The sequence below is a fragment of the Curtobacterium sp. P97 genome (assembly GCF_023712445.1).
Classification (GTDB): Bacteria; Actinomycetota; Actinomycetes; order Actinomycetales; family Microbacteriaceae; genus Curtobacterium.
On the sequence record NZ_JAMAYF010000009.1, the window covers coordinates 130,122 to 151,960 of the forward strand.

General features: G+C 66.5%; 23 protein-coding genes and 1 tRNA gene. 13 read left to right on the top strand and 11 right to left on the bottom strand.

Features of this window, described 5'->3' with window-relative positions; translation table 11 throughout:
• The first annotated feature begins 444 nt into the window (after positions 1 to 444).
• The 5 genes from M3677_RS11320 to M3677_RS11340 all read left to right on the top strand — a co-directional run bounded on the left by M3677_RS11320 (position 445) and on the right by M3677_RS11340 (position 2,661).
• Positions 445 to 753, top strand: coding sequence for a hypothetical protein (locus tag M3677_RS11320; RefSeq protein ID WP_251160593.1), 309 nt, complete (start codon positions 445 to 447; stop codon positions 751 to 753).
• A 53-nt stretch (positions 754 to 806) separates the two neighbouring features.
• Entirely contained in the window at positions 807 to 977 is a 171-nt protein-coding gene (locus tag M3677_RS11325; protein WP_224442032.1) for a hypothetical protein, read from the top strand.
• A gap of 690 nt (positions 978 to 1,667) precedes the next feature.
• Positions 1,668 to 2,234 (top strand): MarR family winged helix-turn-helix transcriptional regulator, encoded by a 567-nt coding sequence (locus M3677_RS11330; RefSeq protein WP_251160631.1) that lies wholly within the window; start codon positions 1,668 to 1,670, stop codon positions 2,232 to 2,234.
• A gap of 122 nt (positions 2,235 to 2,356) precedes the next feature.
• A complete protein-coding gene (locus M3677_RS11335; RefSeq protein ID WP_251160594.1) occupies positions 2,357 to 2,506 on the top strand; it encodes a hypothetical protein in 150 nt (49 codons plus the stop codon).
• Positions 2,503 to 2,661: a hypothetical protein gene (locus M3677_RS11340; RefSeq protein WP_251160595.1), complete on the top strand. Its 159-nt coding sequence runs from the start codon at positions 2,503 to 2,505 to the stop codon at positions 2,659 to 2,661. The genes M3677_RS11335 and M3677_RS11340 overlap by 4 nt, the downstream gene beginning before the upstream one ends.
• 983 nt (positions 2,662 to 3,644) lie before the next feature.
• Here M3677_RS11340 and M3677_RS11345 read toward each other — a convergent pair.
• The 4 genes from M3677_RS11345 to M3677_RS11360 form a co-directional block, all read right to left on the bottom strand.
• Entirely contained in the window at positions 3,645 to 4,613 is a 969-nt protein-coding gene (locus tag M3677_RS11345) for a diacylglycerol kinase family protein (RefSeq protein ID WP_251160596.1), read from the bottom strand.
• A 26-nt stretch (positions 4,614 to 4,639) separates the two neighbouring features.
• On the bottom strand, positions 4,640 to 4,807 hold the full coding sequence (locus M3677_RS11350) for a hypothetical protein (protein ID WP_224442027.1): 168 nt from the start codon (positions 4,805 to 4,807) through the stop codon (positions 4,640 to 4,642).
• A 41-nt stretch (positions 4,808 to 4,848) separates the two neighbouring features.
• A complete protein-coding gene (locus tag M3677_RS11355) occupies positions 4,849 to 5,958 on the bottom strand; it encodes an acyl-CoA desaturase (protein ID WP_251160597.1) in 1,110 nt (369 codons plus the stop codon).
• A 74-nt stretch (positions 5,959 to 6,032) separates the two neighbouring features.
• Positions 6,033 to 6,284: a hypothetical protein gene (locus M3677_RS11360; protein WP_251160598.1), complete on the bottom strand. Its 252-nt coding sequence runs from the start codon at positions 6,282 to 6,284 to the stop codon at positions 6,033 to 6,035.
• A gap of 178 nt (positions 6,285 to 6,462) precedes the next feature.
• Here M3677_RS11360 and M3677_RS11365 point away from each other — a divergent pair, with 178 nt between their 5' ends.
• Positions 6,463 to 6,963 carry a hypothetical protein gene (locus M3677_RS11365; RefSeq protein WP_251160599.1) on the top strand — a complete coding sequence of 167 codons (501 nt, stop codon included), beginning with the start codon at positions 6,463 to 6,465 and terminating at the stop codon, positions 6,961 to 6,963.
• A gap of 638 nt (positions 6,964 to 7,601) precedes the next feature.
• Here M3677_RS11365 and M3677_RS11370 read toward each other — a convergent pair.
• Together M3677_RS11370 and M3677_RS11375 are read right to left on the bottom strand one after the other, a co-directional pair.
• Entirely contained in the window at positions 7,602 to 8,507 is a 906-nt protein-coding gene (locus M3677_RS11370; RefSeq protein WP_251160600.1) for a hypothetical protein, read from the bottom strand.
• Between the two features lie 378 nt (positions 8,508 to 8,885).
• Positions 8,886 to 10,382, bottom strand: a complete 1,497-nt coding sequence (locus M3677_RS11375) for a hypothetical protein (protein ID WP_251160601.1) — start codon at positions 10,380 to 10,382, stop codon at positions 8,886 to 8,888.
• Between the two features lie 643 nt (positions 10,383 to 11,025).
• Between M3677_RS11375 and M3677_RS11380 the strand changes: the two genes are divergently transcribed.
• Both M3677_RS11380 and M3677_RS11385 read left to right on the top strand, forming a co-directional pair.
• Positions 11,026 to 11,412 carry a hypothetical protein gene (locus M3677_RS11380; RefSeq protein WP_251160602.1) on the top strand — a complete coding sequence of 129 codons (387 nt, stop codon included), beginning with the start codon at positions 11,026 to 11,028 and terminating at the stop codon, positions 11,410 to 11,412.
• Between the two features lie 444 nt (positions 11,413 to 11,856).
• On the top strand, positions 11,857 to 12,759 hold the full coding sequence (locus M3677_RS11385; protein WP_251160603.1) for a hypothetical protein: 903 nt from the start codon (positions 11,857 to 11,859) through the stop codon (positions 12,757 to 12,759).
• Positions 12,760 to 12,764: 5 nt separating this feature from the next.
• Here the strand turns inward: M3677_RS11385 and M3677_RS11390 are convergent, their stop codons facing one another.
• Positions 12,765 to 13,334 carry a helicase associated domain-containing protein gene (locus M3677_RS11390; protein ID WP_251160604.1) on the bottom strand — a complete coding sequence of 190 codons (570 nt, stop codon included), beginning with the start codon at positions 13,332 to 13,334 and terminating at the stop codon, positions 12,765 to 12,767.
• A 55-nt stretch (positions 13,335 to 13,389) separates the two neighbouring features.
• On the opposite strand from M3677_RS11390, the gene M3677_RS11395 reads away from it, so the two are divergent.
• Together M3677_RS11395 and M3677_RS11400 are read left to right on the top strand one after the other, a co-directional pair.
• A complete protein-coding gene (locus tag M3677_RS11395) occupies positions 13,390 to 14,688 on the top strand; it encodes a hypothetical protein (protein WP_251160605.1) in 1,299 nt (432 codons plus the stop codon).
• Positions 14,685 to 16,514: a hypothetical protein gene (locus M3677_RS11400; protein WP_251160606.1), complete on the top strand. Its 1,830-nt coding sequence runs from the start codon at positions 14,685 to 14,687 to the stop codon at positions 16,512 to 16,514. Before M3677_RS11395 ends, M3677_RS11400 begins: the two co-directional genes overlap by 4 nt.
• A 244-nt stretch (positions 16,515 to 16,758) precedes the next feature.
• Here the strand turns inward: M3677_RS11400 and M3677_RS11405 are convergent.
• A tRNA-Gln gene (locus M3677_RS11405) sits at positions 16,759 to 16,830 on the bottom strand.
• A gap of 94 nt (positions 16,831 to 16,924) precedes the next feature.
• Between M3677_RS11405 and M3677_RS11410 the strand changes: the two genes are divergently transcribed.
• The 3 genes from M3677_RS11410 (at position 16,925) to M3677_RS11420 (ending at position 18,704) form a co-directional block, all read left to right on the top strand.
• Positions 16,925 to 17,419 (top strand): MarR family winged helix-turn-helix transcriptional regulator, encoded by a 495-nt coding sequence (locus tag M3677_RS11410; protein WP_066652288.1) that lies wholly within the window; start codon positions 16,925 to 16,927, stop codon positions 17,417 to 17,419.
• A 65-nt stretch (positions 17,420 to 17,484) separates the two neighbouring features.
• Positions 17,485 to 17,952, top strand: coding sequence for a VOC family protein (locus tag M3677_RS11415; protein WP_251160607.1), 468 nt, complete (start codon positions 17,485 to 17,487; stop codon positions 17,950 to 17,952).
• Between the two features lie 35 nt (positions 17,953 to 17,987).
• Entirely contained in the window at positions 17,988 to 18,704 is a 717-nt protein-coding gene (locus M3677_RS11420; RefSeq protein ID WP_251160608.1) for a hypothetical protein, read from the top strand.
• Here M3677_RS11420 and M3677_RS11425 read toward each other — a convergent pair.
• From M3677_RS11425 to M3677_RS11435, 3 genes are all read right to left on the bottom strand, one after another.
• The gene (locus tag M3677_RS11425) at positions 18,599 to 20,446 is read right to left on the bottom strand and encodes an ABC-F family ATP-binding cassette domain-containing protein (protein ID WP_251160609.1); all 1,848 of its coding nucleotides are present in this window, start codon (positions 20,444 to 20,446) and stop codon (positions 18,599 to 18,601) included. The genes M3677_RS11420 and M3677_RS11425 overlap by 106 nt on opposite strands.
• Before the next feature lie 319 nt (positions 20,447 to 20,765).
• Positions 20,766 to 21,425 (bottom strand): hypothetical protein, encoded by a 660-nt coding sequence (locus tag M3677_RS11430; protein ID WP_251160610.1) that lies wholly within the window; start codon positions 21,423 to 21,425, stop codon positions 20,766 to 20,768.
• A complete protein-coding gene (locus M3677_RS11435; RefSeq protein ID WP_251160611.1) occupies positions 21,425 to 21,823 on the bottom strand; it encodes a PLD nuclease N-terminal domain-containing protein in 399 nt (132 codons plus the stop codon). Before M3677_RS11435 ends, M3677_RS11430 begins: the two co-directional genes overlap by 1 nt.
• Between the last annotated feature and the right edge of the window lie 16 nt (positions 21,824 to 21,839).

The following is a 21,839-nucleotide window of genomic DNA, read 5'->3' on the forward strand; positions in this document are numbered from 1 at the left end:
AATCTGTTGTCGGCTGCCGGCCAGTGCTGTGGGCACGACAAAGCAGCTCCGAGACGGAGCTTGCGAAGCAGCATGCGGCTGCAGGAACACCGCATTTCGCGGCTGGTGTTGCACGGTATTCGGTGCACATGCGCGACTGGTTTGGTCGATGTACCCCGCACGTTGACCGGCCGGTGGAACCTACATGGTGTTGTGGGCGAGTCGCGGTTCGCAGCGACACCGCAAGATCAGCGCTCGACTACCGCCGCCGGACGAGAGCCCAGCCAGAACAGCGCTGAGGCACCCGCCAAAGCCGACCTCTACAGGTGTTGCCCATCGTCCGGGCGGGCCGGAGCGTTGCGCGGCGGCTCATCGATGACAGCGGTTCAGGTGCCGCGGCCTACAGTGCAGTGCAGTCAGCTATACCGGAGCCTCCGGCGCAGCCACTGGCTGGTCAGGATCACCGTGCAGCACCTCACCTACGGGTATACCTCCGTTCTCGTCAGCGATTCCGTTGCGGACGTGGTCCTTGCGTACGCTGCAGCACTCAGTCAAAGCCGGCTCAGCGACGTCGTGACCGTTCCGACAACCGACTTCAGCGGGCTGCCCTCATCGTCGCGGATGCTGCTGGCGCCAGGAATCGCGCTGATGAGTGAACCGGCACCGGATGATGTGCTGGAAGCCGACGAGCGGGCATTCGTTGCCGAGTTGCGCGCCCGCATCGTCGCGGTTCTCGCGGCGGGAGCTGTTGCACCGTCCCGGTCGACGATGTGACCTCCGACGGTGGAAACAACCAGCAGCTAGTGCCGAGTGAGCGTCAGCATCGCGTGGACGATCAGTTGACCATCTTGGAAGGTGCACTTCGCGCGCACGGGATCAGCGTCGATGCCGACGCATTTGCGCGGGCGCGATGTGTGCTCGATGGCAGCCTGACACGGGAGCAGGCTCGTGCGCAGATCGCCGCGAAGTACGATCTCGAGCTTCCTGGCGACTCCTGATTAGCGTGGGCTCGAATAAACGGGGTGTTGGCCCGTTCCGGGCTCGGGCTCAGTGACCCGATCTTCTGTCCTGCTGGAGAAATCTCGGACAGGACCTCGGACCAGCCCGTATGTCAGTATCAGGGGCGAAGCGTCCGGATAAGCATCGGGGCGTTATGCATCTGATGGTGGATTCGAGTGGCGCGGTTCGGGGAAGCCGCGCCGTGTTGCGGTGTCATTCCACTCCGCGCATGTGGTCTTGGTGTTGGCCTGGTGAAAGCCGTCGTGGTCGCGCGGCATCTCGCAGCGGTATCGCCACCAGACCGATGGGCAGGAGTCTGTGGCGGGCATGGACGAAAAGTAGCCATCCGCACATCGTTCGAGCCAATCGCGGCGCAGGTTGCGCCCGTCACATGGCGCTTCGTGACTAAGCAACCCAAGCCGCTCCAGAGTGACTCGGTGCGTGCTGCAAGGAGGTCGGATGCGAGTTCGGGTCTCGCAGCCGACGCCGTCGCACTACGACGCCGTTGGGCATGGCAGAGCGCACGACGTCGCCGCCAAACCGAGAACAAAGATCCGGATTCGACGGTCGGGCAAGCGTGGATAGCTCGACCGACAGTAGGGCCTGACCGACAAGGCAGCACCGTTTGTACCGCGTTTTGCTAGGGGCTCTCGGTATTCTTCGGGCTTGATCCCGTGAGGTGGGTGTTCATGATGCACGAGCAGACGTACGACGAGTCCGGGTATTGGTACCCAGACCGTGCATCCCGCTCCGGCATTCAGCTGTTGAACCTGATGCGGCAGTACCGCTCCGCCGAGGTCGAGATGCGGCAGCGGACCCGCAAGAGCACGCGGATGAACCAGACCGACATGGAAGCCGTTCGCTACCTCCTCCGCGCCAGTGAGCGCGGCGAGCAGGTCAACTCCTCCGAGCTGGCCGCGCACCTGGGCATCACTTCCGCGTCCACGACGGCAGTCGTGAAGCGGCTTGTCGCACCCGGCCATGTCCAGCGTCACGCGGACCCGTCCGATGGTCGTGGGGTGCTCCTGACCGCGACCGGGCACACCGACGAGGAAGTCCGCACCACCCTCACGGACGTGCACGCCCGGATGATCGCCGCCGCCGACCGTCTCTCCCCACAGACGGTCGAGGAGATGAGTGGCTTCTTCACCGAGATGATCGACGCCATGCACGCCGACGACACCAGCGCTGAACTCCGAGCAGATGACGCACGCTGTACGGCAACCCCAGCGCCGGCGTCGCCCCGTGGACGCTGACAACGCCCCGGTATCCACGATGCGTACGCATCGACACTAGTAGTTAGACAAACTAGGTTCTTTGCCGCATGCTGATCCTGACGCCACAGAGCGTCGGACAGCGGACACGGGAAGGGCCGGTAATGAGCACGATCAACGCAACGCACTCGCAGTTCTCGGAGGTGCGAGAAGCAGCACACGGACGCCTGCTGGCCGCCCTCGCGACCAGCTTCGGCATCGTCGCGGTCACTGTCGCCGCTGCTGCGGCGGTTGTCGTTACGGTCGGAGCGTGAGCGCGATGACGCTGACGAGTCTGCAGGAGCACCCGCATGAGTGGCACCGCCGCGGCATGCGTCACCCCGCCGAGATCGACGCGCTGGTCTATACCCGCACCAACGGCAACACCCCACCGGAGCCGTCCTACGGCGACTTCTTCCGCGCAGCCTGAACCCAGACCCCAGGTACGAGCGTCCGATGCTCGTCCTGCCCCGCTGACAGTTTCTGTCGGCGCATAGCGCGGCCCCCACCGGAGTACCGGAGGGGGCCGTCGGCTTACCCTGCGATGGCGGCGTTCCGCGCAGACAGCGAGCCACCTCCGTCGCCCTGGATCGTCTTGGCTTCACCAGGAGCTCAATCGATGGACGGCGGCACCGCCGACCCGCTGAGCCGACAGTGCCGCCGCGGAACCCCGCTATGGGCGGCCCCTGGCCCAGGAGCATGCTCAAACCGAGTTGCCGGGAACATACACCCGACCCAGAGCAGTAATCGAGGATTGGTCCACTGTTGCCAAGGGGCTTGCATAGCGGCGAGGCCGCGCATTCAGCCACGGGCAGCGTTCCTCGGATTACCCCCGAGGCTTCGGCACGCCCCGAGGTGCGGCGGCGTGGGGCTCCTGCAGAGGCGATCTTGCGCTGACGTCGGCCGGTGAAGCTGCAGGAGACTTCACAGACGACTGACCTGTCGATGCCGCTGCGCTGGCTGCCGCCGCAACGTGTGAAGGACCGGCTCTGCGCAACAGCCGGTCCTCCAGGTTGCGTAAGCAGACCCGAACTGATCACGCATCTCCAACTCTGCCCGCACGGGAGGGTTCGTGCAAGACGGCTCAAGTGAGGACAGACCCATGCTCGTTGAGTGCCCATACTGAAGAAGCTTTGGCTGGTTGCCGGAGAAGAGCTCCGTCGTGCTCTCTGATCGCACGACGGCACTCGAGCGGCGCCTGGTGTCCAGATTTCCCGGGCGTGGGCGCCGCTTTCCAACAGGACGCGCCGCTGTCAGCGAGGGTGGGTGAGCCGGTATATCCCGGATGGCACCATGACAGGGCGAACACTTGTGAGCGGCAGGCAGCCAAGTACGGACTCGACGTTCCGGCAAACGTTTCGCGCGGAGTGGAGCGCGGGCTGTCTGCGCTGGGTCTCGGGACTACCTGCGCGGCTACCGAGCGCCGAGTTGCGATGATGTGCGCAGGGTAAGGCCGCAGTGGTGGGTAGTGAGAGTCACCGATCGGACCGTTCCGAATGGGTCGCCGTCGAGCTGAACGCGTTCCGGTGCGTCCAGGTCGAGGCGGAGGTTCCGTGCCCGGGTGGTGGGGAGTGCACGTGATCGTGGAAGGACCTTGGCGAGCACACGCCCGAAGCCGGTGCGGGCGAAGAACCGGTTGAGGGTGAGGGTGTAGCCGATTTTGGTCCACCCAAACCAGCCGTTGGGCCGGAACGCGACAGCGTCAAGGATGCCGTCATCGGGTTCCGCGCGCGGCAGAAGCAGGACGCCGGCGGTGAGGGTGCCGCAGTTGCCGACGATGATCGTGTGCGCCCGCATCGAGCGTGCTGGGCCGTTGTCCAGCCTGTAGCGAATGGGGATCTGACGGTTGCCGATCACGGACCGGGCGATGGGGTCGGAGTACGCCACCCAGCCGAAGCGCTTCTTGACCCAGGCGTTAGTGTCGGCGGCCATGCTCGCGTCGAGTCCGATGCCCGCCATGACGAGGAACACGTGTTCGCTTGTCGAATGGTCGGCGTGAGTGAGCTCCGCAAGTCCCAGATCGATCTGCCGGTCGGTGCCGGTGAAGACAGTGTCAATGACCGCGTCGACGTCGTTGCGGGGCAGGCCAAGATTGCGGGCGAAGAGGTTCCCGGTGCCGGTCGGGAGAACTGCGACGGGGATTCCGGTGCCCCGGAGTTCTTCCGCGACGATTCGCAGTGTTCCGTCGCCGCCGACGGCGAGGATGACGTCGGGGGCGCTGCCGGCGGCTGCTCGTGCGGCGGCGCGGCCGCCGTCGTCAGCCGCTGTCGGGTACCAGCGCGTCGATGCCCACCCGTGCCGGACGGCAGCCGCGTCGAGTACCCCCTGCAGTCGATGTTGGTCGGTCTTGGTCGGGTTGAGGACTACCGCGGCAGTGCGCACGGATGCGTGTGAGAGTGTTGCCGGGTTCAGTTGACGCGCCTGGCCTTGCGTCCGGCACGGCGGACTGCGCCGAAGATCAGGGTCCCGACGAACAGGACGATGCCGATGATCGCGAGCCAGAGCAGGCCCTTCAGTGCGAAGCCGACGATCGCGAGGATGACCCAGAGGGTGAGGAGGACGATGACGGTCTTCATGGTGATGCTTCCTGTCGGAGGTGGGAAGAGCGAGAGGGGGGTCAGTGGATGCGGAGCTGCGTCACCATCGGGCAGGCGAATGGGTCGCGTGCGGCGAGACCGACCCGGTTCAGGTAGCGGACGACGATGCCGTACGACCGCAGCAGCGTCGTCTCGGTGTACGGCACGTCGAGCGTCTCGCAGTGGTCGCGGACCAGCAGGCGGGCCTGCTTCAGCGCCGGTCGCGGCATCGACGGGAACAGGTGGTGCTCGACCTGGTAGTTCAGGCCGCCCATCAGGAAGGACACCCACCAGCCACCGCGGATGTTCCGCGAGGTCCGGACCTGTCGGGAGAAGAAGTCGACCTTGGCGCCGTGCGCGATGGTCGGCATGCCCTTGTGGTTCGGGGCGAACGAGGCGCCCATCATCACGCCGAACACGGCGAGCTGCACACCGAGGAACGCGCACGCCATGCCGAACGGCAGGAACCAGAACACGACCGTCAGGTAGATGCCGAACCGGGCGACGAGCATGCTGCCCTCGAGCCACCGGTGCCGTGCGTCGGCCTTCGTCCCGGAGCCCGTCACGATCGACGTCACGGCGTAGCGGTGCAGGTTGAGACCCTCGAGCGTGAGCAGCGGGAAGAACAGCCAGCCCTGGAAGCGCAGGAAGGTCCGCATCAGCGGGCCCTTCGCCGCGGCGGCGTCCTCGGGCAGGAAGCGGATGCCGTCGGGCGCGATGTCGGGGTCCTTCCCGACGGTGTTCGGGTTGCCGTGGTGGCGGGTGTGCTTGTTCATCCACCACGAGTAGCTCAGGCCGACCATGAACGTGCCGAGCCACCGGCCCGCGTGGTCGTTCCACTTCTGCGACGCGAACACCTGACGGTGCGCGGCCTCGTGCGACAGGAACGCGAACTGGGTGAAGATGACCCCGAGCGCTCCCGCGACGATCAGCTGGAACCACGAGTCACCGAGGAACGCGAACGCCACCCAGGCCAGCGCGAGACCCGCGACCAGGCTGCCGAACAGGGACCAGTAGAAACCGGTGCGCCGGCGGAGAAGGCCGTTCTCCTTGACCTGCGCCAGGAGCGCGGAGTAGGTGGACGTACCGTTGCGGCTGCCCGGACCGGGTCGGGTCCGGGTGTAACCGGGGGCGAGCGGGGTGGTCGTCATCGAGGACCGACCTTCTGTGGTGAGCGATCCTTCGACCGATCCGGAGAGTTGACGCATCCGCGCTTGGTGCAACGCTACAGCCTGCGGATGCGTTCCACCCGTGAATGTTCGGCTGGGAATGCCGTGCAGCCGCCGTTTGCCATTTCCATGGCGAGGAGCGCGCGGCTCCTGCTGTCGAACAGGCCGAGCAGTCGGACGACACCGTCCTGCTGATGCGCCAGCGCTCGGAACCCGTCTCGCTGCGGCCGGACCCGGCCGATCGAGTGCCCCTCGAGCGCGGCGACGGGCCAGCCCCATCGCCCGCGTGCTAGCAGTCGTGTCCTCATGTCACCACCCTCCTCGTACCCGGATGATGAGCAAAGAAGGGTCCCTGGTCACGGCTGTTTGGAACCTGCACGCCGTCACCAGCGGAGAGGAGGACACTGCCGTCAGACGGCTCCGACCACGATGCTCGCAGCGGCGCACGCACCCTGGCGGTCACCACCGTCGACGGAAGCAGTCACCATGACCGGCTCATCCACCACTGCTGACCAGCACCTCGCACTGGCGGGCGTCGTTGCGTCCGGCCTCCCAACGACTCTCGGCACCGACGCAGCCGAACGGTTGTACGACGTTCCCGCCGTCTTCAACCGACGACCCAACCCGCAGGAGATTGCAGCGTTGGAAGGCTCAGGGAGTCACCACTCGCTGGAGCGTGTCGGCTACCGGGATGTGACCCTGGCCGTCCACGATCGGCGCTTGATCATCGGCAACACCAATCTCGGCCAGCTCGAACGCGGTCTCGCCACCGCCATCGCGAACCTGGTCCAGGAGATCAGCACCGATGCCCTGATGGCCATGCGGCAGTCACGTGCTGATGCGCAGACCGCGCAAGATGCTCAGATCGCTCGCGCCCAAAACATCACCCGCGCTGCCGAACGAATCCACTTCACCCCCGACACCTCCGACGATGCGGCGGGCGGCGCACCAGACAGCCTTGCAGAACGCAGGTCCGAGGCGCCGTGAGCAGTCATGCTCACCGCCGACACAGCACGGGACGCCGATCGGTCGACCTGCCTTCGCCCCCGTGCGCTGGCATCAACCGGCTGACCGCAGAGATCGAGAAGAACACCATGTCGGACTCAGCAACTCACATCACGCTCGACCCCGCAGGAGTGCTGCGGACCCTCGTCCTCCAAGAGCCCGCCGGTCCTGACATCACCCTGACCCTCCGGGGAACCGCCCCGGAAAGGTTGCAGTACAACGGGCGGATTTGGGCAGCCACGCATCATCGCCTGCACCGACCGATGGCACGCAACGGCTACCAATACACGCTCCTACAGCCGCTAGAAGCACCCCCGCTCAGTTGACGGGTACGCACGTCTCGTGAACTTCGGAACCTGCGTTGAGCGGCGATCTCACTAGCGCTGGTGCTCCTGGGCTTGTTTCCGACCGTTGGCGCCGTCTGGCTCCTCGCCCGAGGCAACTCACTCGATTGGGTCCTCCTTGCGGCTGACATAGCACTTGGTTTCGCGAAGGTGCGCGTGGCGGCGGCGCTCGACGGTGTCCCGTCCGACCGGTAGCGGATCGTCAACCGGACTGCCTCGCCAGCTGCGATGAGCCCCGCGCGCTCAGGCGGTCCGGGGTTGAACGTCAAGACCGAATCAGTTCAACGTGCCGAGGTATTCCATTGCTAGGGCTGCAAGCTGACCAGTAACGACCTTGACCCCAACGTCGGTCGAGACCTTGACCGCACCTGACTTCACCCGGCCCAGAAACGACTTGACCTGGGGGCCTTCGACGCTTCGGTCCGTGTCAAGGGCGTTTGCGAACTCTTCGGCCGAGGCCTCATCAAGTCCAACCTTTGTCAGCTCCTCACGAAGACCATCGCGGTCTCCGGCGTTGACGGTGGACGTCTGCGTCATCGACGAGCCCGCCGCGATGTTCGTACCGTGCCCGGTGACGTTGTTCGTCACGTTATACACCACCGAAGCGACTTTGGGATCCGTCTCAATCGTCGGACCTCCTACCGAACCGGCGTCAGGGTTCGCCAGCTGCAGTTCGATCGCGAAGTCCAGTGCAGCCGTCCGGATGCTGTCAACGAGACCTCGGAGCATTTGCGTCGTGAGAACTTGATGCACGCTATAGAGCGAGTGGTACTCGAACCGGAAAGTGCCGGTGCTTTCATAACGCCTGACGATGGCGGTTGGCCACTCGAAGGAGCTGTCTCCATCCGCGTCAGCGAAGGCCTCTAGCTCCGCGACCGGCTGTACGAATGCGGACTGGAACCACGGCTTCCAGGTTTCGGCGTCCACGTGCGGTCGAGGTAGATCATGCGTGAGCGAGGAACGCATCGGGCCAGTGAAAACTCCCTGAACGATCATGTCTCTTGCCGCTCGGTACGTCGGGAGGTCGTCGACGGCCGGGTAGCCGTTTAACTCGTTCCTGACCCAGGTCACCACTTCCTGCGCACCAAGCCTCGCCGCGGCGACTTGCACCTTGCGCAGGAGGTTGGATGTCGAAACGGAGTCATTGGTCGCTCCATCGATGATTTCGTCAAGCAGGCTCATTAGCCCAGTATGCGAGATCCCCCTGACACGGAGTGAATCTGCTCCCGTCGCAGCCTCCCGCAGCGTGCTCGTTGTTGGCACCACCAAACTCGACACTGGCCCCGCGAAATCGACGAAACAGAGCGAAGCTGCTCACAGTGCGGTCGCGGCGATGGAGGGTGCTCGCTGCAGTTGATTTCAACCCAACTCGTCCAACGATCCTCAATCGGGGATTGTGAGCGCCGGGCTCCGATCTCGTCGACTGAAGGAGACATCGCCGTACGACACGTGAACGTGCTTGGCTGATACGAGTGTCAGTTCAGGATCGCGACCCACATCGGCTCACTGGCGCAGGGTCCCGTGCCCCCGGGCGGATGCAGTCGACTCACCGATCGCTCATTAGACCGAGAACGGGATGTTCCACGCGTGGCAGAGGGCATTGTGGAGGATGAAACTACCGTGTAGGTAGAGTTGCGCGTCGTCTCGGCGGTGGTAGAACTGCATGTAGCTGCCTCCACGGATTTGCACTTCATTTCCGATGGCACCGGCGAAGAAAAGCAGCTTCAGTAGCCGATTGACCACAGCGGCCTCGGTGACGCCAAGTGTCTCGAGTTGCTGGGCGAAGGCGGCGCGGTCGAACCGCTGCCGCTGCAGAGTTTGGAGGGTGTCGAGTGCTTTGCTCGCCTCATCGGGGCCGAACTCGTATCCCGCGAACTCGTTGCGGATCGCGCCGGGGAAGTACCGGGTTGCATACTGCAGAACTCCTTCCCGGATGACATCCTGACGGAGTTGTCGTTCACTTGGCGGGAAGACCTGCGACGCCTCAACGTCTCGGATCGCGTCAAGCAGCCGGAGAAGGTCGCGAGGGGTGTGGCGGGTGAAGTTCAGTAGGTACTGCAGTCGGTTGATCGTGCGGTGGCTCTTACCGTGTAGCTCGATGTTCTTCGGAAAGTATTCAAGGACGTCAACTCGGCCCACTTCAAGGGCGCGGGCAGCTTTGCCATTGACGAGGCGGATCAGAGGAGCGTTGGCACCGGCTGCCCCAGACAAAACACGCCAGTCGAGTTCGACCGAGAAGTCGTCGCGCATCTTCTGTGAGTCGGGCAGGGTCAGAGCTACCCGGTTGAAGACGTCGTTGCGGAGCAGCAGTACGATCGTTCCAGTCGCACCCGTGTTCGAGAGCTTCTGATTGATCGAGTACGCCGCTTGTACGAGGGAGGCGAGACTTTCGTCGTACTTCTCGTCATTGAGAAAAATTGAGTCCAATCCGTCGAGCATAAGCAGGTGGCGATTGCCGGATCGGGCGTTCGCTGCCCACTCTTCGAGGTAGGGCAGCAGCGAAAAGATGTTCAGCTTTGCCCGGGACTCGCGGCGGTAGATCGTTCCCACTTTCGGGATCGGTATCTCGATCGTCGTGTTCGAAACGTTGAGGATTGCGCGGCCGGAGGTGTCGCCGAGGAGTCCGTACTGGCGCAGCAGACGTGTGACGCGGGTCACCTCAGCGCGGTTCGGGAGGTCACACGACTGGTCCTCGAGGAGCAGCGCCAAGTAGTTGCACAGGAGGATGAACTTCCAGGCTGACACGGTGCGGTCGGTGCCGGCGGGCTGCCCAGTGTCAAGTCGTGGGATGTCCGCGAGCGGAAGCTCGGACGCATCGCGCACGACGCAGAGGTAGTTGTTGCCGTGCTGTGACTCATGGAGGTACCAGGCGAGGGCAGACTTCCCAGTGCCCTTCGGCCCCAGCACCATGGTCTTCTCGCCGGAAACAACGGCGTCGGTGATGCGATTGAGGTCGACAAAGCTGCGGACGAAATCGTCTCGTCCGCCAGACAACTCGTTCTTCGAGTCGCTCTTACCGAAGTAGAGGTCCGCGAAGCGAGGCATCGTCACCGTCATGTTGGGATCGTAACGTGCCGCGCCGACCTTGCCCGCTGATCGAGCCGTTCTGCGCTTCCGGGCTCAACGACATTCGACCGGCGCCTGATAGCCGGTCCGCCACTGGGTCGGGGCTTGCTTCCGGGACCTTTGGACTCCGACGGTCCCGCTCAGGAGCGAACGCTGTCTCACATAGGTGGTCCGCGAGCTATCTCAGTTCACGCACGCCATACGGACGCCTCCCGACCCACGAGTGCGGAGCTGTGCGTTAGTCGACGTGGCTGCGTCGCGCTGCCAGGCAATGTGTCCGCATCCGTATTTCAGACGCGTTGAATGGCAGTCGGACAAGTCAGCTAGCAGACGACAACACTGCAGGCAGGGCCGAAAGTGGACACGAAAGTCTAGACGTGGACATTTCGGCTTGGAACCCACACGACAACATGCGACTACTGCGGCATGTTGACGAACCGCGAGAACATCCCGTGGAACGCCACCGTGATGGTGTTGAGCTCCACGAGCTCTCCCGTGCTCACTCGAAGTGGAAGTGGCTCCTGCCGAGGACGGGCTACTCCCGCTTCGTCCTCGATCGCGTTGCCCTTCGGACCAGGCGACGGCAGTTTTTGCAGCCGACCGAGCCCTTCGCCACATGGTTGTCGGGGCGTTCATGGAAGTCCCCGTGGAGCGGGCAGTTCACGGTGACGTAAGTCTTCTGGTCGATGAAGACGACCTTCGCGTAGTCGTACTTGTCGCCGTGCCGGTTGGTGGCTCGTTGGATGAAACGCTGCGTGCGCAACTCCTGGTTGGCGTTGCGGAAGCCCTTGCAGCTTCGGCATCCCTGGCCGCGCTGCGGCCCCCAGGGCGTTTCGCGGACTCGGCGGTGCTCGCGCGGGGTTTGCTCGAAGGGCCCGTGGTCGGGGCAGATGATGGTGACCTTGGTGTCGCCGTTGACGTAGCCGAGCGGAACGTGCGCGTAGTCGTATCGGCCGTCGTGCAGCTTCGTCGCGAAGTCGATGAACTCGGCGGCTCGTTCTTCACGGGTAGCGGCGGGTAGTCCAAGGGGTCCTCCAGGAGTCGTTGTCCTGGAGCTATGCCGGCACGCCCGCTCCAGCTGGGGAAGTCGGCTAGGAGCGGTCCTTGAAGGCCGTGTCGGTCTACTTCTCGGCGTTCCTCACGTCAGGGTCCGGCCGTCAGGCATAGCCGTGGCATGCCTTCGCTCCCTACCGCCGTTCGAGCCGCGCTCCGCTCACCGAGTTCAACCGGGCACCTCGTCGTGCCGAACCAGGAGACCGTCACGTCCGCGACCGCCCTGGGGCGCCCCATGGGCGCCGCCTTCGGTCGTCCGTTCCCACGTCAAGGTCCCGTCGAGCACTGCTCGCACGTCCAATGTTGGGAACCCGCGCCGCTCATCCTCGGGCACTCAACGCTCGGTGCCCGAAGCTCGAACGCAGACAAGGGGACTCTTGTCGCGCAGCTTCGCCCAGAGCCCCTCAACGCGATGCGGAAGTACCGGAACCAGTCGGTTCCCGCCGACCGGTGGGCCAACATCGAGCCGTTCGTGCTGGACGCTGTCGCGCTCGTCGCGCCCGCGTGTGCCTACCTTGCTGAGCGGCTGATGGTCGCGGTGACGCCGTACGTTGACTGGGTCGTCCACGTCAACGGGATGCAGAAGGTCGCGAACGTGTTCCACCCGGTGCTGATCCGCCGATACATATCCCGCGACGACCTCCACCTCAAGGACAAGACGCTCCGCGACTACCGGTCCTTCCTGCTCCGAATCTCGGAGGTTGTCCTCCCCGACGAGGGGCCGATCGAGTTTGCGCCGTTGAACGGGCAGTCCGTCACGGCGCCGTACACCGACCTCGAACTGACCCTGCTCGAGTCCTGGGCGCGCGGGCAGTCAACGGCACTGCGACGTCGAGGTGCTGGAGCAGTCCTCGCCCTGGGAGCAGGTGCTGGGCTTGACCCGTGGGAGATGCAGCACCTCCGGCGCAGCGACGTGCGCGTTGACCGTGACGGAGCGCTCGTCGACGTCCAGGGCGGAAGGCCGAGGTCGGTGCCTGTGGTCGAACGATGGGAACAGCTCCTCATCGACTCCCTCGCGGACGTGCCGGACGAGGCATGGGTGCTTGGCGGGGAGGACAGAAAGACGACCTACAACTTCGTCACGCCGTTCATCAACCACACCGACTTCGGCAACGAACCGAAGCCAGTCCCCACGCGAATGCGCACTACGTGGATCACTACGCACCTCGCTGGCGGCACGCACGCTGGGGAGCTCATGGCTGCCGGCGGACTGCGCAAGCCGGAGCACTTGGTCACGTCCCTGCGGCACATTCCGACGATGGACGCTTCCGAGCACCGTCGACGGATCCTCGGCGAAGCACGCGAAGTTCGGTAACGCCATCAGAGGACCCGGAACCGTGCTGCCCGGAGCTCCTGTTCGCGTTCGGGCAGCAGGCGGCCGCGGGCGTGCTGGGCTCGCTGCTGGGCAACCCACCGTCCGATCGTCACCTCGGCAGGGTCAGTCGCGCGACGACGCGGCGGTCGCTGATGATCAGCCCAGAACTGCTGGTGCGCGGCGAGCATCGACGACCACTGCGCGTCACGGGGGTTCCATGCGAAGCCCGGCACCACTTCAAGTCGTCGAACCTGATACGAGCAGTAGCCACCCGCAGCGCCGACCTGCCGGAAGTAGGTGAGTGCGTCAACGAGGGTCTGCTCGGCGGTCGCAGGGCGAGGCCGGGTTGAGTCGGCGCGGGGCATCCGTCCGTGCTCGTCGACAAAGTCATCGAGGTCGTGCACTCGGTCGGTCCAGCGTCGCACGAAGGATTCAACCTCCACGGCGTCATCGGTGTCGGCGACGTAGAACGCGACGCCGCGTCGTTGGTCGAGGGTGAGCGTCAGGGCTGGCTGCGTTGCGTGGTCGGAGTACTCGGCGTGGAGCGCTGCGAGCGCCGTGGTCGGGGTGGGCATGTGGTCCTCTCCGAGGCCGGTGGTCGGCCTCGGAGGGGGTATGCGCGGAGCGGGCGTGATCTTGGAGGACGCGCGGGTCGCGGACGAGCGGGGTCCGCAAACAGGACCAATCCGGCCGCGAAGATCACTACGTTTTCTGAGTCCCCGAAGCAGAGAGCCGCCCGGATCGCATGCACATCGCGAGCGTCACGCGTACGACGCCGACGTCACCGTCACGTGCGCAAGCAAGCGGCGACACGCCCGGCATCACGCATCCGTTCGCATCGGCGGCGGTACCCACCGATCCCTGCGGGCATGCGGATCGGCAGGCAGCGAGATCAGAATCTGGAGCGCTTTCCCACGGCTCATCTCACTGCGCCTGCATAGGCCGGGCATGCCTAGCCAGATCCTCCGCTCGCTGCGTCAGTACATCGCCCCGATGCTGCGCGCCCTCGTGTCGTTCCTCGCACGCGGAGATACACCGGTGAAGTACGTCCCGACGTTCGCGGACGACCGATGGAGCGTTGTCCGGGACTTCGTAGTCAGCGCAGTGGCCGACGCGGCAGCATGCATTGCTCGGCCCGCCGACCGGCTCATCGTCGTTGCGGCACCGTTCGTCGACTGGGTCATCAACGTCAACGGATACCCGGCGAAGACCGTCGTCGTGTTCCACCCCGTCATCATCCGGCGCTACATCACCAGGACCGACGTCACCTGGTCGGACACCACGCGTCGCACGTACCGGTCCGCTCTGATGCGTATGTCCGAAGTCCTCGTCGGCGAGGTGCCGCTGGAGTTCGCGCCGACGGCTCCGCAGAACATCGCAGCCCCCTACGACGACCTCGACCTGCACCTCCTTGAGAGCTGGGCGACGGGCCAGTCGACCGCGGCTCGACGTCGCAGCGCCGGCGTCGTCCTCGCGCTCTGCGCTGGAGCGGGGCTCAAAGCGAACGAGCTCCTCCGGGTCCGCCGCCGAGACATCGTCGCTGACGCCGAGGGTGTCAGCGTCACCGTCACGGCGGGAGCCCGGACCGTCCCGCTCCTCGCGCGCTTCGAGAGTCTTCTGCTCGACTCCATCTCCGATGTCGAACCGGACCACTGGGTGTTCGGCTCTCCGAAGCGTGTGAAGCACGGAATCAGCACGCTCACCACGTTTCTCTACGACACCGATCGTGGCAACGAGCCCGACCCCGTCACCACCCGCATGCGGAACACATGGCTCATCACGCACCTCATCGCCGGGACCAACATGCGTTCCCTGATGACCGCCGCTGGTGTCACAAAGTTCGAGCACCTCGACCAGCTTGTCGCCCACGTTCCCGCGCCCGACACTGCTTCCTACTGCCGTCAGCTGCGCGCGGAGGTTGCACGATGACCGCGGCGAAGCCGAAGCATCACGACTTCGACGACGCCGAACGGTGGATGCAGGACGACTTCGGTATGAAGATGTCGACCTACATCCGCATCGGTCAGGCCTTCCCCCTTGAGCTGGCGACGTTCGAGACCGTCCGCTTGTTCGACCTGGGGTGCATTCGAGCGCGCATCGAGCGTTGGAAAGCGGAAGACCGGACGTCCGAACGGGGCCGGAAGGCGTTGATGTCGGAAACCTCCGTGCTCATGCTGATGTTCATCACGATGCGAGCTCGCCGGAGCGTCAGCATCCAGCAGATGACGGAAGTCGCGATGTCCCTGACGACGTCACAGCGTGAAGCAATCGGCATCCTGAAGTTCACCCCCCACCAGGACACCCTTTACCGCCGCATCTGGGAGGCAATCAAACGACTTCGGAAGCTCATCGACCGCCACCCCGGACCTCGCCGCAACAACATGACCGAGGCGGAACGCGCGGCGGTCGTTGCAGAGCTGCGCGACCCGGTGGAGATGGCGAAGCGCGCAGCCCGCATGCTCGAACTCACGAACCAGCTGATCGAAGGGTCCGTCCAGTTCCTCAACCGTGAAGTCCGCCGGCGATTCAAGGGCGCGATTGCCATCGATGCCACATTCGCGGAAGTCTCGGGCAAGCAGAAGAGTGCAAAAAACATCAAGCCGGGCGATAAGGTCTCCACGAACTACGACTGCGGTTGGTACGGCCGGCAGGGCAGCCACGACCCCGACCAGGACGGCGGCGACAAGTACGCGTTCGGATGGGAGCTCGAGTACGCGGTTATGACCCGCGACCCGAACGAGACTGAGGCGAGCTATCCCCTGCTCTTTCTCTCCACCAGCGGTCACAAGCCTGGCGCGCTCACGGGGCACGGCTTGTTCCTCTACCAGTCTGCCGTTGAACGCGGTCACGCCATCAAGACCGTTGTCGGCGACCGCGCCTACTTCCCTGGAGCGAAGCCCGAGGACTTGCAGCGCCCTCTCGCGCAAGCAGGCGTCAAGGTCGTCATGGACTACAAAAACGAGGAAGAGGAGCTCGGTCAGCAAGCGTTCTACGCAAGCACCGATGGCCGGCACAACCTGGTCATGGTCACGGGTAGCTGGCACCTGCGGTTCATGCCAGCCGCCCTCATCGACGCCGAGAAGACATACCTCGACTACCTCAAGACCATCACGAACAAGCCCGAGGCCGAGCGCTCCAAACTTCGAGACGAAGCCCACGCGCTTCTCCGCCAGCGCCGCAAGGAGCGCTCTCGCTACCGGCTCATCCCCCGTAGCGGTTACGACGCCACCGGCGCGCGCCAGTACTCCTACCCGGAGTTCACCGACCCGAAGGTCTACGACGCAGAGTCCGACACCTGGACCGACGTCGTCATCCCGGGCAAGACCGTGAAAGTCCCCGGGGTTCTCAGCGACAAGAACGGCGTCAAGAACCAGAACCACCTCAAGTACGGTCAGGAGTACGAGTACAAGTCCGACGTGTGGCGCGCCTGGTTCGGCAAGCGCAACAACGTCGAGAACGGTAACTCGTGTCTCAAGGACGCGGACCGCGAGGCGCTCGGGGTTCCGATGAAGCGACGCATGCGTGGCCCCTGGATCGTCGAGATGGCCGGCGCCATGGCAGCAGCGAGCGCCAACATCTCCCGCATCATCGACTGGCTCAAGGCCCGCCTCGCTCTCCGTGGGATGAACCGCATGAACCGCTCGAGCGCCGCGCTCTTCGAGCCCGGCCTCGAAAGCCTCACGGTCGAAGAGCACGATCGTCGCAACCCGTTCAACCGACTTGCGGAGATAGAGCTACTCAGACTCATTGCGTAGCGCACTGCGCGCTCCGAACTGAACATCGACCCTCCTGACGGCCGCCCCGGCCGCGGTACCCCCTGCCCGCTTTTCGGGCAGGGGTTTCTGTCGTTGGCGCAGAGCGCCTTTGGCCGAGGGGTGCGGTCGCGTTCGACGTCTCGCAGTTCGTCCCCGGGGCGCCCAACCCGGCTTCCGGGGCCCCCGAGCTCCCCAGCCGGAAAAAGTCTCAACCCGAACGCCGAAAACTCGGATCACCCCCGCGCTCCGCCTCCAGGATTCGAACCCGGACCTAACGGCACCAAAGGCCGTCGTGCTGCCGTTACACCAAGGCGGAACACACCGGACGGGGTGGAGCCCGTCCGGTGCCCGTCCATCCTCCCACGGCCCGGGCGCTGGCCGCGCGCGACCGGTTCGGCCAAGATGGAGGGATGCCGCAGCAGGACGAGGTCGACCGGATCGTCGCGGCGTGGGGTCGGGAGCGGGGCGACCTGGACTTCGGGCCGCTCGAGGTCCTGTCCCGCGTCGACCGGCTCGCCCGGCACCTCGACCGCGCACGACGGGCCGCGTTCGACGCGAGCGACGTCGAGCCGTGGGAGTTCGACGTGCTGTCGGCGCTGCGGCGTGCGGGCGAACCGTACGAGCTCAGCCCGAAGGCGCTGCTGCAGCAGACCCTGGTGTCGAGCGGCACGATGACGAACCGGGTCGACCGGCTCGCGGCGCGAGGGCTCGTGAACCGGCGGACGGACCCGCGGGACGGTCGGGGCATCCTCGTGTCCCTCACGGCGAGCGGTCGCGCAGCCGTGGACGCTGCGATCGCGGACCTGCTCCAGGCCGAACGCGCGATCCTGTCCGGGGTGTCCGAGGACGAGCAGGCGCAGCTGTCCGGGCTGCTCCGACGACTCATCCTCGGGCTCGGCGACTGACGGCAGCCGGCAGCCGGCAGCCGGCAGCCGGCGGCCGGCGGCCGGTCCGGCGTAGCGTGCGCGGCATGCACGCCATCACCCTCGCCGTGGCCGACGTCGGACGCTCGGCAGCCTTCTACCGCGCACTGCTCGGCATCGACGGCAGCGGGATCATCGGCACCGAGTACCCCGCGTCCGAGACCGCGGCGGGCGGCACCACCGCGATGTTCACCCTCGACGACGGGCTGATCGTCAGCGTCTACGGGCGCGAAGACATGCGGAAGGACTCCGGCGTCGCACTCGCCGAGGCACCGAGCACCACCATCGGGCACTTCGAGCCGTCGCAGGAGGCCGCACAGGCGTTCCTCGACCGTGCGGCAGCCGCCGGAGCGACGATGCTCGCGGCGCCGGACACGCGCCCGTGGGGCATGTGGTCCGGCTTCTTCCAGGACCCGGACGGCCACCTCTGGGAGGTCGTGGCGAACCCCGGTGGCGGTGACCCGGCCGGAGCGGACCCCGAGCAGGACAGCGTCGACCCGGAGTCGATCGAGTAACGTCTCCCGACCCTGACCTGCCCTACGGTTGCGACATGGACAGAGGACGGGCCGTCGTCGGAGCGAGCATCGTCGGGGCACTCGTGCTCGCGGCGGGCCTCGCGATCGAGCTCGCACCCGCCCGGGGACTGTCGACGGACATCCTGGGTGGCTGCGTGAGCGGCACCTTCCCCGACGACGACAGCGACGCAGCCGCCTGGTTCCTGACGGAGTTCGCCAACGACACCGCCCACGACGTGCACGTCCGCACGGTCCGGGTCGACACCGTGCAGGGCGTGCGGCTCGAACACCTCGCGCTCGCGCCGCACCCGACCGCCGACGCTGCCGGGCTCACCGTCACCGAGGACGCCGCGCGCCCGGCGGAGTACGGCCGGACGGTACCGGTCGACAGCGGGGTCGTCGTCCCGCCGCACAGGCACCTCGACGTCGTCGGTCGGTTCGTGCTCGACCCGGACCAGCGCGCCGGGTTCGTCCGCGCCGTCGTCGTCACCGAACAGGACCGGCTCGGACAGCTGCGCACGGTCACGGATCCGTCCGCCTACGGTGTGGGCCGGGGCGAGGCCTCGAGCCGACCGAACTCGGCTGCGAGGGCCCCTGACCCGGGTCACCCGGCAACGCTGCGTCGGTCGAGCACCCGCGGCCCCCGCTACACCCCGAGCTGCTCGGCCACTTCGAGCCACCGCTCCTCGAGCTGCTCGACCTCGGCGTCGAGCGCGCCGAGCTTCGTCTGCAGCGCCCCGAGCCCCGCGTAGTCCGACTGGTCGTGCGCGGCGAACGCGTCGAGCAGCTTCTGCCGGTCCTGCCCCGCCTTCGCGATCTTCCGGTCGAGGGCCGACATCTCCTTCTCCGCGACGCGACGGTCCGCACCCGACAGGCCGGGCGCGGCAGGGGTGGTGGACCCGGCCGCGGCACCGCCAGAGCCGCCTGCCGGAGCCGTGTCGGGCCTCCCGGCCGAGGCGGCGGCAGCCGCAGCAGCCGTCTGCGGGACGGAGCCGGACGCGCGCAACCGCATGTACTCGTCGACGCCGCCGGGCAGGTGACGGAGGTGCCCGCCGAGGACCGCGTACTGCTGGTCGGTGACCCGCTCGAGCAGGTACCGGTCGTGCGACACGACGAGCAGGGTGCCCGGCCAGGTGTCGAGCAGGTCCTCCATCGCGGCGAGCATGTCGGTGTCGAGGTCGTTCGTCGGCTCGTCGAGGATCAGCACGTTCGGCTCGTCGAGCAGGATGAGCATGAGCTGCAGGCGGCGCTTCTGCCCGCCGGACAGGTCCTTGACCGGCGTGGACAGCTGCTCCGAGGTGAAGCCGAGCCGCTCGAGCAGCTGCGACGGCGTCATCTCCTTGCCGTCTGCGATGTAACTCGTCTTCTTGCGGGCGACGACCTCGCGGACACGGTCGTCCGCGAACTGCTGCAGGTCGGCGAGCTGCTGGTCGAGCACCGCGACCTGCACGGTCTTGCCGGTCTTCACGCGGCCGGTGGTCGGCTGCAGCTTGCCGGACACCAGGTTGAGGAGCGTGGACTTGCCCGCACCGTTCGGTCCGAGGATGCCGGTCCGCTCCCCCGGTGCGATCCGCCACTCGACGTCACGCAGGATCACGTCGTCGCCGAACGAGACACCGATGTCGAGCAGGTCGACGACGTCCTTGCCCAGCCGGGCGGTCGCCATCTGCGACAGGCCGACGGTGTCACGGATCGGCGGCACGTCGTCGATCAGGGCGTTCGCCGCGTCGATGCGGAACTTCGGCTTGCTGGTCCGCGCGGGGGCACCGCGGCGGAGCCAGGCGAGCTCCTTGCGGGCCAGGTTCTGCCGCCGCTGCTCGCTCGCGGCTGCCTGCCGGTCACGCTCGACGCGCTGCAGGATGTACGCCGCGTAGCCGCCCTCGAACGGCTCGACGACACCGTCGTGGACCTCCCACGTGTCGGTCGACACCGCGTCGAGGAACCACCGGTCGTGCGTCACGACGACCATGCCGCCCTGGTTCGACGACCACCGGCGGTTGATGTGGTCGGCGAGCCACTGGATGCCCTCGACGTCGAGGTGGTTCGTCGGCTCGTCGAGGAACAGCACGTCCCAGTCACCCACGAGCAGCTTCGCGAGCGCGATCCGTCGTCGCTGCCCACCGGACAGGTCGTCGACCGTGGCCTCCCACGGGATGTCGGACACGAGGCCGCCGATGATGTCGCGGATCTTCGGGTCACCGGCCCACTCGTGTTCCTCGAGCTCGCCGACGACGATGCTGCCGACGGTCGCCCCCGCGGGCAGGACGTCGCGCTGGTCGAGGTACCCGACGGTCAGGCCGCGCCGGTGGGTGACGCGGCCGGCGTCCGGCTCGAGGCGCTGCGCGAGCAGGGCGAGCAGGGTCGACTTGCCGTCACCGTTGCGGCCGACGACGCCGATGCGGTCGCCCTCGTCGAGGCCGAGGGTGACGCTGTCGAAGACGACACGGGTGGGGAACTCGAGATGCACGTTCTCGGCGCCGAGGAGATGAGCCACCCGTCAAGGGTAGGTGGCGCGGCGGGGTGCGGGCGCCGCGGGGTGCGGGTGCCGCGGGGTGCGGGCGTGTCCGGCGGTCGTAGGTGTCGAACCAGGTTTCCGACATCGAACCAGGGCGGGCGGCTGGTTCGACGTCGGGAACGTGGTTTGACGCAGGCTCGCGTCGTCTGCGCGACCGCGGGAGTGGGTGTGCGGCTCGTGGTGCGGTGCGCTCCCGGACAACCGTCGGCACGTCGCGCCACGGAGTCCCGTGGCGCGACGGGCTCCGCGTTGTGCGCGACCGCAGGACGGCCCCCTCAGCCCGGCCGGGAGGCGCGGCTCAGCCCGCGGGCTCCGGCTCGCGTTCGACGCGGGGCGGGTTGCGCTCGACGAAGGCTCGGTACTGCGCCCGCCAGCGCAGCGCCAGGGCGAGGACGACCGCGAAGAAGACCAGCGCGACGGCCTGGATCGCAGTGAACGCCGACCACGTGGTCGTCAACAGGTTCCCGCTCCAGAGGAGCAGGAAGCCGGGCGCCAACGCGACGCTGAGTGTGGTGTCCCGCCGTCGCCGCTCCGCTACCGCGCGAAGCACGTCCGTCCGTCCGGCAGGCCGTGCCGAGACACCGCGTGCCATCCGGTCGATCGCTTGTCGCTCGCGCGCCCGGAAGCCCGATGTCGGGTCGTTCCCCAGCGGTGGGAACGTGTTGCGGCGGAGCAGCCAGACGATCGCGGCGACCCAGGCAACGATGGCTGCCACCAGCAACACGGCCCCCACCGCGCCCTGGAGGCCACCTCGCTGTTCCACGTGGAGATCGATCTCGGGTCCGGACCACACGCCGACGAAGACACCACCGACGAGGGCGACCATCACCAGTACGACCAGGACCACCCGCCACTGCTGCCGACGCCGACGCACCGCGGGGAGCGGCCGTCCGGCGATGGTCTCGGCCACGGTCTCCCACGTCGCGTCGGAGATCGGGTCGCCCGAGTTGCGCCGCATCAGCTGCCCGGGGTCGGGTCGCCCTCGCCCGCGGCCTCCTTGGCACGCCGGAGGCGCGCCTGCGCCTCCCAGTACTCGATCTCGCGTTCGAGCTCGGCGAGCTCCTGCTCGGTGCCGTTCACGCGCTTGTCACCGTGGGCGGCACGGGCGTGACCGATGCTGGCGTACCGGTCCTCGTGACGGTTCGGCTCGAGGTAGCGGCCGTGGTTCCGGTCGTTCGCGCTCCAGTCGTGCCCGACGGCGAACCACACGATGCTGCCGACCACGGGCACGAAGATGCAGATCAGGACCCAGGCGAACTTCGGGAGTCCGCGGACCTGGTCCTCGCCCCGGGTGACGATGTCGATCAGGGCGAAGACGAGCAGCACGATCCCCGCGCCGTACAGCAGAACGCTCACGGCTCCGGAGTCTATG

Excerpts from the sequence above, each read along its gene's own strand:
- M3677_RS11415 (WP_251160607.1), top strand. The coding sequence starts at position 17,485 with ATGCACGCCATCACCCTCGCCGTGGCCGACGTCGGACGCTCGGCAGCC.
- M3677_RS11410 (WP_066652288.1), top strand. The coding sequence starts at position 16,925 with ATGCCGCAGCAGGACGAGGTCGACCGGATCGTCGCGGCGTGGGGTCGG.
- M3677_RS11335 (WP_251160594.1), top strand. The coding sequence starts at position 2,357 with ATGAGCACGATCAACGCAACGCACTCGCAGTTCTCGGAGGTGCGAGAA.
- M3677_RS11400 (WP_251160606.1), top strand. The coding sequence starts at position 14,685 with ATGACCGCGGCGAAGCCGAAGCATCACGACTTCGACGACGCCGAACGG.
- M3677_RS11430 (WP_251160610.1), bottom strand. The coding sequence starts at position 21,425 with ATGCGGCGCAACTCGGGCGACCCGATCTCCGACGCGACGTGGGAGACC.
- M3677_RS11380 (WP_251160602.1), top strand. The coding sequence starts at position 11,026 with ATGGAAGTCCCCGTGGAGCGGGCAGTTCACGGTGACGTAAGTCTTCTG.
- M3677_RS11360 (WP_251160598.1), bottom strand. The coding sequence starts at position 6,284 with ATGAGGACACGACTGCTAGCACGCGGGCGATGGGGCTGGCCCGTCGCC.
- M3677_RS11390 (WP_251160604.1), bottom strand. The coding sequence starts at position 13,334 with ATGCCCACCCCGACCACGGCGCTCGCAGCGCTCCACGCCGAGTACTCC.
- M3677_RS11365 (WP_251160599.1), top strand. The coding sequence starts at position 6,463 with ATGACCGGCTCATCCACCACTGCTGACCAGCACCTCGCACTGGCGGGC.
- M3677_RS11370 (WP_251160600.1), bottom strand. The coding sequence starts at position 8,507 with ATGAGCCTGCTTGACGAAATCATCGATGGAGCGACCAATGACTCCGTT.
- M3677_RS11350 (WP_224442027.1), bottom strand. The coding sequence starts at position 4,807 with ATGAAGACCGTCATCGTCCTCCTCACCCTCTGGGTCATCCTCGCGATC.
- M3677_RS11420 (WP_251160608.1), top strand. The coding sequence starts at position 17,988 with ATGGACAGAGGACGGGCCGTCGTCGGAGCGAGCATCGTCGGGGCACTC.
- M3677_RS11355 (WP_251160597.1), bottom strand. The coding sequence starts at position 5,958 with ATGACGACCACCCCGCTCGCCCCCGGTTACACCCGGACCCGACCCGGT.
- M3677_RS11385 (WP_251160603.1), top strand. The coding sequence starts at position 11,857 with ATGCGGAAGTACCGGAACCAGTCGGTTCCCGCCGACCGGTGGGCCAAC.
- M3677_RS11375 (WP_251160601.1), bottom strand. The coding sequence starts at position 10,382 with ATGACGGTGACGATGCCTCGCTTCGCGGACCTCTACTTCGGTAAGAGC.
- M3677_RS11330 (WP_251160631.1), top strand. The coding sequence starts at position 1,668 with ATGATGCACGAGCAGACGTACGACGAGTCCGGGTATTGGTACCCAGAC.